We start from the raw sequence: 12,431 nt of genomic DNA, 5'->3' as shown, positions 1-12,431 counted from the left end.
GGTTATTCCCACTCGATCGTGCCGGGCGGCTTGCTGGTGATGTCGAGGACCACCCGGTTGACCTCGTCGACCTCATTGGTGATCCGGGTAGAGATGCGCTCGAGCACCTCGTACGGCAGACGGCTCCAGTCGGCTGTCATCGCATCTTCGCTGGACACGGGTCGCAGCACGATCGGGTGACCGTATGTGCGGCCGTCGCCCTGGACGCCGACCGAGCGGACGTCGGCGAGCAGCACGACGGGGAACTGCCAGATGTCACCGTCAAGGCCAGCTGCGGTGGTCTCGTCGCGAACGATCAAGTCGGCGGCGCGGAGGATGCGCAGGCGGTCGGCGTCCACGGCTCCGACGATGCGGATCGCGAGGCCGGGGCCGGGGAACGGGTGGCGACCGACGATCGCCTCGGGGATGCCGAGCTGGCGACCGACGTCGCGTACCTCGTCCTTGAACAAGGTACGAAGGGGCTCGATCAGGCTGAACTCGAGGTCTTCGGGAAGACCGCCCACGTTGTGGTGGCTCTTGATGTTGGAGGCACCGGCTCCCCCGCCGGACTCGACGACATCGGGGTAAAGCGTGCCCTGCACGAGGAACTTCACCGGAGGACCCGGAGTCGCGAGGACTTCGCGCTCGGCAGCCTCGAAGACGCGGATGAACTCGCGTCCGATGATCTTGCGCTTCTCCTCGGGGTCGCTGACCCCGGCGAGGAACCCGAGGAACTGGTCCTTGGCGTCCACGACCTTGAGGTCGACGCCGGTGGCCTTCACGTAGTCCTTCTCGACCTGCTCGGCTTCGCCTTCGCGTAGCAGTCCGTGGTCGACGAAGACCGCGGTGAGCTGGTCGCCGATGGCGCGTTGGACGAGTGCGGTGGAGACAGCTGAGTCGACGCCACCGGAGAGCGCGGAGATGACGCGGGAGTCGCCGACCTGCTTGCGGATGAGTTCGACCTGCTCCTCGACGATGTTGCTACTCGTCCAGGTCTGGCGGCAGCCGGCTATCTCGACCAGGAACTGCTCAAGGATCCGCTGGCCGTGCTCACTGTGCATGACCTCGGGGTGCCATTGCACGCCGGCGAGGCGGCGTCCGGTGTCCTCGAACGCGGCGACTGTGGCGCGCGGAGAGTTGGCGTTGACCGTGAAGCCCTCAGGAGCGCCGATGACCTCATCACCGTGCGACATCCAGGAGGTCAGCGACTCGGGAAGTCCAGCGAGCAGTGTGCCGGGCTCGAGGACGGAGACCGCCGTACGGCCGTACTCACGCTGGCCCGTCTTGGCGACATTGCCGCCGAGCGCCTGCGCCATCGCCATGAATCCGTAGCAAATGCCGAATACGGGCACATCGCCCTGCAGCATCGCCGGATCCAGCCGCGGAGCGCCCTCTTCGTACACCGATGACGGCCCGCCCGAAAGGATGATCGCGGCGGGCTTGCGAGCCATGATTTCGGCCGCTGACATGGTGTGCGGCACGATCTCGGAATAGACCCGCGCCTCGCGTACGCGGCGGGCGATCAGCTGCGCGTACTGCGCCCCAAAATCAACGACAAGGACAAGGTCATGTTCGGGGGTCACGTGGTCAGTCTATCGGCGGAAAAATACTTGAGTAACGACGTAACCATGTGTGTATCGCCTCGTTTTACAGGGTGGATCTAACAAAACTCCCTCCCGTTAGATCATGTGCCGGTTTCTAGTTGGCACAACAGGGCCCGACCCGTGAGTTCCCTCCCGGTCGGGCTCTGTGCGTTGCTGGCACTTTTCCCCGCAATTGCAGGAAGAGTGCCAGTTTCAGCTGACGCCGATGATGGGCAAGCGCAGCGCTGCCGGCGCGTCGGCCGGTACCACAGGGTGGTTGGGCGCAATCGGGTCGATCTTGCGATATCCCTCGCCGATCGGGGGCCGAACATCCGCCTCGCCCTTGTTGGGCCAGTAAGACATCGCCCGCTCGGTCTGAGCCGTGATCGTGAGCGAGGGATTGACGCCCAGGTTCGCCGTAATCGCCGAGCCATCGGCGACATGCAGGCCCTCGTGGCCGAACAGTCGCTGATAGGGGTCCACGACGCCGTTTTCGGGGCTGTCGCCAATCGCGCAGCCGCCCATGAAGTGCGCGGTCAGCGGGACGTTGAACGGCTCGCCGATCGTGCCGCCCGGCGTACCGCCCATCTCCTCCGCCATCATCTGCACGGCTCGGTGACCGGGCTCGATGAACGCGGGGTTCGGCGCACCATGGCCCTGCTTGGACGTCAGCTTGCGTCGACCGCTGATGCCGCGCTTCGTATAGGTCGTGATCGAGTTGTCGTGCGTCTGCATGACCAGCGCGATGATCGTGCGCTCAGACCAGTGGCGCAGGTCGTAGAGCTTGAACAGGTTGCGCTTCTGCGTCCACATCTCCCGCAGCCACACCCGCCAGCGGGGCTTGTCGGAGCTGCCGTCGGTGAGCACTGTCTGCATCAACGACATCGCGTTGGAGCCCTTGCCGTAGCGGGTCGGCTCGATGTGGGTGTACTCGTCCGGGTGGAACGACGATGTGATCGCGACGCCCTCGCTGTAGTCGACGTCCAAGCCGTCGGAGATCGAGCCGAGGAGCGCCTCGGAGTTCGTACGCGTCAGCAGGCCCAGGCGGTCTGAGACACCCGAGAGGTGACCCTTGTCCTTCATCTTGTGCAGAAGCTTCTGTGTGCCCATGGTGCTGGCGGAGAACACGACCTGCTCGGCGGTGATCTTCTTGCGCGGGCGGAACCGCTTGTTGGTGCGACGAACCTCGATCTCGTAGCCGCCACCGGGCAGCGGACGTACGGCGGTGGCTGTCGTGAGCGGGTGCACTTCTGCGCCGGCCTTCTCAGCCAGGTGGAGGTAGTTCTTGACCAGGGTGTTCTTGGCGTTGTGGCGACAACCCGTCATGCACTCGCCGCAGTTGAGGCAGGCGTTGCGCTCGGGTCCGGCGCCTCCGAAGAACGGATCGGCGACCCGCTCCCCCGGCTCACCAAAGAAGACGCCGACGGGCGTGTGGTGGAACGTTCCGCCCACTCCCATACGCTCGGCGACCTTCTTGACGACTTCGTCGGCCGGCGAGACGTACGGGTACACGGTGACGCCCAACATGCGCTTGGCCTGGTCGTAGTAGGGCGCGAGCTCAGTCTTCCAGTCCGTGATGTGGCCCCACGCCGAGTCCTTGTAGAACGGGTCGAGCGGTTCGTACAGCGTGTTGGCGTAGACCAGCGAGCCACCGCCGACTCCGGCGCCCGACAGGATCAGGACGTCCTTGAGCTTGTCGATGCGCTGGATGCCATAACAGCCGAGCTGCGGCAGCCACAGAAACTTTCGAAGCCGCCACGAGCTCTTGGCGAAGTCCTCGTCGGAGTAGCGCTTGCCGGCCTCGAGGACGCCAACCTTGTAGCCCTTCTCGGTCAGCCGGAGCGCCGAGACGCTCCCGCCGAAGCCGGAGCCGATGACCAGGACGTCGTAGTCGTACGAGTTACTCATGCGCGCGGCGTCCGACGCAGGACCTTGAGTCCGACAGTGAGCAGCTTGGCCCACGTGCGCGCCTGCAGAGCGCTCGGACCGTTCATCGGCATGAGGCGTTGAACGCCGATCGACTGCGGTTCGGTGTAGCGCAGAATGCCCTCGGCGCCCTGACGGCGACCGAGACCTGATTGGCGCATGCCACCCATCGGGGCATCGACGCTGCCGAATGTCGCCGAGAAGCCTTCGTTGATGTTGACCGTGCCGGCCTTGATGCGGGCCGCGATCGCCTTGGCCTCGCGGGGCTTGCCCCACAGGCTGGCGTTGAGGCCGTACTCACCGCCGTTCGCGAGCGCAATCGCCTCCTCGGTGGTCTTGTACGGATAGAGCGAGACCAGCGGTCCGAACGTCTCTCCCGCGAAGCACTCGGCCTTGTCGGTCACACCCTCAAGGACGGTGGGCTCGTAGAAGAACGGGCCGAGGTCGGGGCGGCCCTTGCCGCCGGCAAGAACCGTTGCACCGTTGGCCACGGCGTCCTGGACGTGTGCGGTCACTGTCTTGAGCTGTGACTGTGAGACCAGGGAGCCGATGTCGGCATCCCAGTCGAGAGCCGCCCCCAGCGCGAGGTGTTCGACGCGCGACACGAACGCCGTCTTGAACTCGTCGTACTTCTCCTCGGGGACATACAGGCGCTCGATCGAGACACACAGCTGACCAGCGGACGAGAAGCACGCTTCGACGGCGCCGGCCGCCGCCTTGTCGATGTTCGCGCTCGGAAGCACGATCATCGGGTTCTTGCCACCGAGTTCCAGCGAGCAGCTGACGAGTCGAGCGGCAGCCTGCTGGGCGATGAGCTTTCCGGTCGCGGTCGAGCCGGTGAAGCAGATGTAGTCGGCGCGCTCGATGATCGCGGTGCCGACGACCGAGCCGGCACCGCTGACGACCTGCCAGATCTCTGCCGGGAATCCTGCCTTGCGCATGAGCTCGATGCCGGCGAGCGCGATAAGCGGGCTCTGGCTGTCGGGCTTGTGCACGATTGCGTTGCCCGCGGCGATGGCGGGGATGCCATCGGAGACGGCCATGGTCAGCGGGTAGTTCCACGGGCTGATCAACCCGACGACTCCCTTCGGCTGCGGGATCACCGTGACGCTGGTCAGCAGCGGCAGGGCGCCGTTGCGACGCCTTGGCTTGAGCTGCTTCTTGAGTCGTCGGGCATAGAAGCGAGCCGTCAGGGCCACGTGAGCGACCTCATCGAACGCGTGCGCGCGGCTCTTGCCCGACTCGATCTGGATCAGGTCCATCAGCTCGTCCTGATGCTCAAGTACGAGGTCGTGCAGGCGAAGCAACGCTTTCTTGCGCTCGCGCAGCGAGGTCTTGGACCACGCTTCCTGGGCCGTGCGAGCAGCCGCAAAGGCCGCCTCGACGTCCGCGATGCTCGAGACAGGAATCTCTGCAACGGGCTCACCATTGAGCGGAGAAATCGTCGTACGAGTCTCGCCCGAGGAGGTCCGGATCAACGCCGTGAGTTCGGCGACTCGCTCAGGTGTGACCAGCGAAGAGGTGGTTCTTGGTGCGGCTTCTGCAACAGACATAAGGGCGAGCATACCGCTGGTATGGGTTTGATGCTCTAGTTCCTCATGCCAGCTGCTTCTCGAAGCACAGCGAGTAGGCCAGCTGCTCGTACGGCGGGTATATCTCGATCGGCGTGTAACCGTGGCGCTGGTAGAACGCCACCGCCGCCTGCTGCCGGGCCCCTGTGTGCAGGATCAGCCGCGGTGCGCCCAACGCCCTGGCCTCACGTTCGACCTCAGCGAGCAGTCGCTCAGCAAGATCGCCGCCGCGTCGCTCGGGTACGACGTACATCCGCTTGATCTCCAGATCATCGCCCAAGCGCCGCAAGGCGATGTGGCCGATCGGTTCGTCATCCTCGCGGATCACGGCGGTGAAGACGATCGATTCCGGATCGATCTCGAGTCGGCCGTCGCGGTTCTGCGACGTCGGGTCATCGGCGTACATCCCGCGGATCTCGGCCTGCATGGCGTCACGCAGCCGTACGGCGTCTGCGTCGTTCCACTCGACCCTCGCGGGAGTGGTCAACCGACGACGACCTCCACCCGCTGGAACTCCTTGAGGTCGCTGTAGCCAGTGGTGGCCATGGCGCGTCGCAGAGCACCGATCAGGTTCATCGTTCCGTCGGGCACCGACGAGGGGCCGAACAGCACCGACTGGAGGTCGCCGACCGTGCCGATCTCGACGCGCTCACCACGCGGCAGCTCTGCATGCCATGCCTCAGCGCCCCAGTGCACGCCTCGACCGGGCGCCTCGGCGGCGCGGGCGAACGGCGAGCCGATCATCACGGCGTCGGCTCCACAGGCGATGGCCTTGGCGATGTCGCCACTGCGGCCGATCGAACCATCTGCAATGACGTGGACGTAGCGGCCGCCCGACTCGTCGAGGTAGTCGCGTCGCGCTGCGGCAACGTCTGCGACAGCAGATGCCATCGGTACCGAGATGCCCAGCACCGAGCGGGTCGTGTGTGCGGCTCCACCGCCAAAGCCGACGAGCACGCCGGCGGCGCCAGTCCGCATCAGGTGCAGCGCTGCCTGATAGGTCGCGCAGCCACCGACAATGACCGGCACGTCGAGCTCGTAGATGAATTCCTTGAGGTTGAGCGGCTCCGCGCTGCCTGAGACGTGCTCCGCCGACACGGTCGTTCCGCGGATGACGAACAGGTCGACGCCGGCCTCGACGACGGTCGAGGCGAACTGCTTGGTGCGCTGCGGCGACAAGGCTCCGGCGACTGTCACACCCGAGTCGCGTACCTGCTGCAGGCGGGCCTTGATCAATTCGGCCTTGATCGGCTCGGCGTAGATCTCCTGGAGACGCTTGGTGTCTGCCGGACCGTTGGCCAGCTCGTCGAGCAGCTTCTCGGGGTCCTCATAGCGCGTCCACAGACCTTCGAGGTCGAGTACGCCGAGACCACCGTGCTTGCCGAGGGCAATCGCCGTGTCCGGGCTCATGACCGAGTCCATCGGTGCGGCGATCAACGGAAGCTCAAAGCGGTACGCGTCGATCTGCCATGCGGTCGAGACCTCTTGCGGATCGCGCGTACGACGGCTCGGCACGATCGCGATGTCGTCGAACGAATAGGCCCGCCGACCGCGCTTGGCGGTGCCGATCTCGATGTCCATGCCCTAAGACTAGTGGGCTACTGAACGCCTCGAGCGATGTCGTCGAGTGAGAGGTCGGGCAGCATCCCTGACGGGTTGGTCTGGCGCCTGACGAGGACCGGCTGCACGTCGTCGCTCTCGCGAGCCAGGGCGTACTGAGTACCGGCGAGGGCGAAGCGAAGGGCGCGAGACAGCGAGCTGACCTTGGCGTCGGACGGGCTGAGCTTGGGTGCGGCTGCCTTGAGCGCCATCGCGAGGATCGGGAGGGTGCCGCCCTGGTTGGCGAGCTTGTCGCAGTAGCTTCGAACCTTCGAGTCGTTCAGCACCTTCTTGATGATCGCCCTGTAGTCATCCGGCGAGCTCGCCTTCCCGGAATGGACCACCGGGATCTCCTTGGCCATCTCGTGCCAGTTGACCTTGCCGGAAGCCTTCGGCACCACTGCCTGAGGCGCCTTCTTGGCAACCTTCTTCGCTGGTTCCTTCTTGGCGCGCGTCGGCGCTGAAGGCTGCTTGGCCTTGGGCTGCTCGACCTTGGCCGCCTTCGGTTCAGCTGCCTTCTTCTTCGGAGCCGCCTTGGCGGGTTTGGACGCGAGGTCAGCCGAGAACACAGCCTTGAGCCCTACGGCGGGTTGTGGCGCGAGCTTCAGCGGTACGTAGTGATCGACCTCTTGCTCGAGGACATTGTTGACCGGGTGATTCGCCAGCGTTGCCCCGACCACGAACTTGTTCAGCTCGTGGAGACGGCGAACCAACGGTACGAAGTCTCCGTCAGCAGAGACAAGGACGAACACCTCGAGCTGATCGAGATCGGCGGCGGCGCGGAGGCAGTCGACCACGAGAACGATGTCGGCGGCATTCTTCTCGGCTTTGCTGACCGAGAACACCTGGACGGTCTCGACGCGGCTCCGCTCGACCTCGCGACGATAGTCCTCGAGTCCAATGGCGTTCCAGTCCGCGTAAGCCCGAGCCAGCGCGATGCCTCCAGCGCCTGCCTCACGTGCGACAGCCGTCTCCAGCTGCTTGAGGATGTCGGACATCGAGACGTCCGGGATCTCGAGCTTGCCGTAGCCCTTGAAGAGGTTCTCGGCGTCGATGAAGACGGCGACGTTGCGACTGGTCACTCTTTCGAGGCTAGTGCCATGGGTCAGCGCGAACTGTAGTTGGGAGCCTCGGCGGTCATGTGGATGTCGTGCGGGTGGCTCTCCTTGAGCGAGGCCGACGTGATGCGCACGAAGCGACCCTTCTCCTGAAGCTCGGGGATCGTACGAGCGCCGACGTAGAACATCGACTGGTTGAGGCCACCGATCAGCTGGTGCGCGACAGCGGACAGCGGTCCGCGGAACGCGACCTGGCCCTCGACGCCCTCGGGAACGATCTTGTCGTCGCTGGAGACTTCGGCTTGGAAGTAACGATCCTTGGAGTAGGACTTCTTGCCGCGGCTGCTCATCGCGCCGAGCGATCCCATGCCGCGGTAGGCCTTGAACTGCTTGCCGTTGACGAAGACGACCTCGCCAGGCGACTCCTCGACGCCCGCGAGCATCGACCCGATCATCACGGTGTCGGCGCCGGCGACCAGCGCCTTGGCGATGTCACCGGACTGCTGCAGACCACCATCGGCGATCACCGGGACGCCAGCGGGCTTGCAGGCCAGCGAAGCTTCGTAGACGGCCGTGATCTGGGGTACGCCACAGCCGGTCACGACCCGGGTCGTACAGATCGAGCCCGGACCAAAACCGACCTTGACTGCGTCAGCTCCGGCATCGACGAAGGCCTGCGCGCCGTCACGAGTCGCGACATTGCCGCCGATGACCTGTACGTGCTTGGTGGCTGGGTCTGTCTTGAGTCGCTCGACGATCTCGAGCAGCATGCGTACGTGACCGTGAGCGGTATCCGCGACCAGCACGTCGACGCCCGCCTCGATGAGGGTCGTCGCACGCTGCCACGCATCGCCGAAGTAGCCGATCGCGGCTCCGACCATGAGCCGACCGTCAGCGTCCTTAGACGCGTGTGGGAACTGCTCGGACTTCACGAAGTCCTTGACCGTGATGAGTCCGACGAGGCGACCGGAGTCGTCGACCAGCGGCAGCCGCTCACGCTTGTGCTTGCGCAGCAGCAGCGTGGCGTCCTCGCGGGAGATGCCCTCGTGGCCGGTGATCAGGGGCATTGGGGTCATGACTTCGTCGACCTTGGTCGATGCCCACTCGGCGACCGGGGTGAATCGCAGGTCACGGTTGGTGATGATGCCGAGGAGACGGTTGTCGGTGTCGACAACCGGGAGTCCGGACACTCGGTACTCACCACAGATGCGATCGAGGTCCTCGAGCGTCGCATCGGGGCCGATCGTCACGGGGTTGGAGATGATGCCCGTCTGGGTCCGCTTGACCAGGTCGACCTGGTAGGCCTGATCGTCGAGTGACAGGTTGCGGTGCAGAACACCGATACCGCCCTCGCGGGCCATGGCGATCGCCATACGGGACTCGGTGACGGTGTCCATCGCGGCGCTGATGAGCGGAACCTTGAGGCTGATGCCGCGGGTCAACCGTGCTGTGGTGTCGATCTCGGACGGGTTGAGGTCAGACAAACCCGGCAGGAGGAGCACGTCGTCGTACGTCAGCCCGAGGGCGGCAAATTTGTCAGGGATGCCGGTCTGCTCCATGACCTGATTGTACGGGTCATGGAGCAGACGGTTGGTGCCCACATCCGTGAGTTGTGTCAGCTGACCTTGGCGAGGTCGTCGGCAAGACGGTTCATCAAGTCGGCGTACGCCTGGTAGCTCGGCGGTGCGACCGAGGTCCACGGGATGTACGCCTTGTTCTTGGCTGCCGCCAGCGTCTGGAATACCGGCTGATCGTCCAGCAACTTCAGCCCGGCCTCACCGGTGCGGTCGTCGTACAGGAACACGTCAGCCGGGTACTTGTCGGCCTTCTCCCAGCTGAGGCTCTCGAAGTAGCCGCCCGGGTCGGGGTTGGACGGTACGACGAGCGGAAGGTTGAGCTCTTCGCGCCAGTAGCTGAGGTCTGGGCTGACTGCCGGGTTGGAAGCGTAGAAGAGCTCCTTGGACGGCGACCCAGCCAGGATCGTGCGATCGCCAAGGGCCGCACCGGCGGCCTCAACGCGCTTGGCTGCAGCATCGAACTCGTCGTGCGCCTCGGTGACATCGTCGTCATCGAGATCGGCGCCGAGTGCCTTCGCAGCACGCTCCGTACCCTCGAGCAGCTCGGGCAAGGTCTTGCCGTCAAAGCTCACGACTGCAATCGGTGCGAGCTTCTTCAGGTCCTTCGCGGTGGCGTCGTTGATGTACCAGAGGTCATCGTCGAGGTACGCGCTGGTGACGACCAGATCGGGCTTGAGCGTTGCCGCCTTCTCCAGGTCGATCGAGCCGTATTCGCCTGCAGCGGTGACATCCGTGACGTCATCGATGTCGAGGCCGGCGACCTGCGAGTCGGGCTCGCCGGCTGCGTTCTTGAGCGGGCCGAACGTTCCGACAATCTGGTCGCCAAGTCCAAGGTCGGTCAGGGCTGCTGCCATCGAGGACTGTACGAGGAGTCGCTCGGGCGCAGAGTCGAGCGAGATCTTCGCGCCGAGGTCGTCGGTGAACGTCCATGGGCCGGACTCGCTGTCGTCGGAGGAGCCGCAGGCGGCAAGGGTCAGGAGGGCAAGCGCGGCAATGGCCGCGAGGATTCGCTTCATAAGGACAGCCTAACCTAATCTTCTGCACGGTCTCGAGGCGCCCCATACGCAAGAACGCCCTCCCCCTGGCGGGGAGGGCGTTCTGGACCAACAGGTTTCTAGTGGTTGTGACCAGCGTGAGCGTCAGCAGCCTCTTCAGCGGGCTTCTCGACGATCAGCGTCTCGGTCGTCAGCAGCATGGCCGTGATCGACGCGGCGTTGGCGAGCGCGGAACGCGTCACCTTGACCGGGTCGAGGACACCCTGCGCGACCAGGTCGCCGTATTCGCCGGTTGCCGCGTTGTAGCCCTGGCCGCTCTCGCGGACCTTGTTGACGACAACTTCGCCGGAGACACCGCCGTTGCGGGCGATCCATTCGAGCGGAGCGTCGGCGCCGAGGCGCACGATGCGTACGCCGATGGCTTCGTCGCCAGTCAGTCCGAGGTTGTCGGAGAGCACGGAGACTGCGTGTACGAGGGCAGAACCGCCTCCAGCGACGATGCCTTCCTCGATCGCTGCACGAGTGGCCGAGACGGCGTCCTCGATGCGGTGCTTCTTCTCCTTGAGCTCGACTTCGGTGGCTGCGCCAACCTTGACGACGCAGACGCCGCCGGCCAGCTTGGCGAGACGCTCCTGGAGCTTCTCCTTGTCCCAGTCGGAGTCCGACAGCTCGATCTCAGCCTTGATCTGGCTGACCCGACCTTCAACCTCGGCCTTGTCGCCGCCGCCGTCGATGATCGTGGTGGCGTCCTTGGTGACAACCACGCGACGCGAGGTACCGAGGACTTCGAGGCCGACCTGGTCGAGCTTGAGGCCCACGTCAGGCGTGACGACAGTTGCACCGGTCAGCGTCGCAATGTCCTGCAGCATGGCCTTGCGACGGTCACCGAATGCCGGAGCCTTGACGGCCACGGAGGTGAACGTGCCGCGGATCTTGTTGACCACGATCGTCGAGAGCGCTTCACCGTCGATGTCCTCGGCGATGATGAACAGCGTCTTGCCGGCCGCAACGACCTTCTCCAGCAGCGGGAGGATGTCGCTGACCGAGGAGATCTTGCCCTGGTTGACCAGGATGTACGGGTCATCGAGCACCGCTTCCATGCGCTCGGTGTCGGTGACCATGTACGGCGACAGGTAGCCCTTGTCGAACTGCATGCCCTCGGTGAACTCGAGCTCGGTGCCCATGGTGTTGGACTCTTCGACGGTGATGACGCCGTCCTTGCCGACCTTGTCGAACGCTTCGGCGATGAGCTCACCGATGTGCGCGTCACGCGAGGAGACGGTGGCGACGTCGGTCATGTCCTTGACGTCGTCGACCGGGCGGGCGAGCTTGTGGAGCTCTTCGACGACAGCCGCGACAGCCGCCTCGATGCCCTTCTTGAGGCCCATTGGGTTGGATCCGGCGGCAACCGCGCGGAGTCCTTCGTGAACCATGGCCTGCGCGAGAACGGTCGCGGTGGTCGTACCGTCACCGGCGACGTCGTTGGTCTTGGTGGCAACTTCCTTGGCGAGCTGGGCGCCGAGGTTCTCGAACGGGTCGTCGAGCTCAACCTCACGGGCAACCGTCACACCGTCGTTGGTGATCGTGGGAGCGCCCCACTTCTTGTCGAGCACGACGTAGCGGCCCTTGGGGCCAAGCGTGACCTTGACGGTGTCGGCGAGCTTGTCGACGCCACGCTCGAGCGCGCGGCGGGCGTTCTCGTCAAATTCGAGGATCTTGGGCATGCGGGTGACTTCTTTCGAAAGATAGGGGTTTTCGTGGGATGCCCCGGCTCCCCCAGTCAACGGATGACTAGTGGCGCCGGGGCGTCACATCACGAAACGACAGCGAGGACGTCGCGAGCGGAGAGGATGAGGTACTCGTCTCCGTCGTACTTGACCTCGGTTCCGCCGTACTTGCTGAAGATGACCTTGTCGCCAACGGCGACATCGATCGGAACGCGGTTGCCGTTGTCGTCGACCCGACCGGGGCCTACTGCAACGACAAGACCTTCCTGCGGCTTTTCTTTGGCGGTTTCTGGAATGACCAGACCCGACTTGGTGGTCTGCTCGGCTTCGACAGCCTGGATGACCAGACGATCTTCGAGCGGCTTGATGGTGACCGACACGTGTCGACCTCCCCTTTCAGGCGGTGGAACTCTGGA

10 protein-coding genes are annotated in these 12,431 nt (G+C 64.8%); all 10 read right to left on the bottom strand.

Annotated elements, in window-relative coordinates; translation table 11 throughout:
• Positions 1-2: 2 nt before the first annotated feature.
• On the bottom strand, positions 3-1,562 hold the full coding sequence (gene guaA, locus V6M39_RS09775; RefSeq protein WP_332643631.1) for a glutamine-hydrolyzing GMP synthase: 1,560 nt from the start codon (positions 1,560-1,562) through the stop codon (positions 3-5).
• A gap of 213 nt (positions 1,563-1,775) precedes the next feature.
• On the bottom strand, positions 1,776-3,470 hold the full coding sequence (locus V6M39_RS09770) for a GMC family oxidoreductase (RefSeq protein ID WP_332643630.1): 1,695 nt from the start codon (positions 3,468-3,470) through the stop codon (positions 1,776-1,778).
• Positions 3,467-5,041 carry a succinic semialdehyde dehydrogenase gene (locus tag V6M39_RS09765; protein ID WP_332643629.1) on the bottom strand — a complete coding sequence of 525 codons (1,575 nt, stop codon included), beginning with the start codon at positions 5,039-5,041 and terminating at the stop codon, positions 3,467-3,469. Before V6M39_RS09765 ends, V6M39_RS09770 begins: the two co-directional genes overlap by 4 nt.
• A gap of 43 nt (positions 5,042-5,084) precedes the next feature.
• Complete coding sequence (locus V6M39_RS09760; RefSeq protein ID WP_332643628.1) at positions 5,085-5,546, bottom strand: GNAT family N-acetyltransferase; 462 nt, start codon at positions 5,544-5,546, stop codon at positions 5,085-5,087.
• Positions 5,543-6,640 (bottom strand): GuaB3 family IMP dehydrogenase-related protein, encoded by a 1,098-nt coding sequence (locus V6M39_RS09755; protein WP_309971717.1) that lies wholly within the window; start codon positions 6,638-6,640, stop codon positions 5,543-5,545. The genes V6M39_RS09760 and V6M39_RS09755 overlap by 4 nt, the downstream gene beginning before the upstream one ends.
• 17 nt (positions 6,641-6,657) lie before the next feature.
• Positions 6,658-7,740, bottom strand: a complete 1,083-nt coding sequence (locus V6M39_RS09750) for an NYN domain-containing protein (protein ID WP_332643627.1) — start codon at positions 7,738-7,740, stop codon at positions 6,658-6,660.
• A gap of 23 nt (positions 7,741-7,763) precedes the next feature.
• Complete coding sequence (gene guaB / locus V6M39_RS09745) at positions 7,764-9,275, bottom strand: IMP dehydrogenase (RefSeq protein ID WP_332643626.1); 1,512 nt, start codon at positions 9,273-9,275, stop codon at positions 7,764-7,766.
• A gap of 56 nt (positions 9,276-9,331) precedes the next feature.
• A complete protein-coding gene (locus tag V6M39_RS09740) occupies positions 9,332-10,309 on the bottom strand; it encodes an ABC transporter substrate-binding protein (RefSeq protein ID WP_332643625.1) in 978 nt (325 codons plus the stop codon).
• Between the two features lie 98 nt (positions 10,310-10,407).
• A complete protein-coding gene (groL, locus tag V6M39_RS09735; RefSeq protein WP_332643624.1) occupies positions 10,408-12,012 on the bottom strand; it encodes a chaperonin GroEL in 1,605 nt (534 codons plus the stop codon).
• 89 nt (positions 12,013-12,101) lie between these two features.
• On the bottom strand, positions 12,102-12,395 hold the full coding sequence (gene groES, locus V6M39_RS09730) for a co-chaperone GroES (RefSeq protein WP_332643623.1): 294 nt from the start codon (positions 12,393-12,395) through the stop codon (positions 12,102-12,104).
• Between the last annotated feature and the right edge of the window lie 36 nt (positions 12,396-12,431).

Origin of the sequence: Aeromicrobium sp., assembly GCF_036675695.1 — a bacterium.
GTDB lineage: Bacteria > Actinomycetota > Actinomycetes > Propionibacteriales > Nocardioidaceae > Aeromicrobium.
Note: the sequence above shows the minus strand (reverse complement) of the source record. Positions and strands in the feature narration are given on the sequence as shown.

Bases quoted from the DNA above. Each gene is read 5' to 3' on its own strand.
- V6M39_RS09740 (WP_332643625.1), bottom strand. From the start codon at position 10,309: ATGAAGCGAATCCTCGCGGCCATTGCCGCGCTTGCCCTCCTGACCCTT.
- guaB (WP_332643626.1), bottom strand. From the start codon at position 9,275: ATGGAGCAGACCGGCATCCCTGACAAATTTGCCGCCCTCGGGCTGACG.
- V6M39_RS09755 (WP_309971717.1), bottom strand. From the start codon at position 6,640: ATGGACATCGAGATCGGCACCGCCAAGCGCGGTCGGCGGGCCTATTCG.
- V6M39_RS09765 (WP_332643629.1), bottom strand. From the start codon at position 5,041: ATGTCTGTTGCAGAAGCCGCACCAAGAACCACCTCTTCGCTGGTCACA.
- V6M39_RS09770 (WP_332643630.1), bottom strand. From the start codon at position 3,470: ATGAGTAACTCGTACGACTACGACGTCCTGGTCATCGGCTCCGGCTTC.
- groL (WP_332643624.1), bottom strand. From the start codon at position 12,012: ATGCCCAAGATCCTCGAATTTGACGAGAACGCCCGCCGCGCGCTCGAG.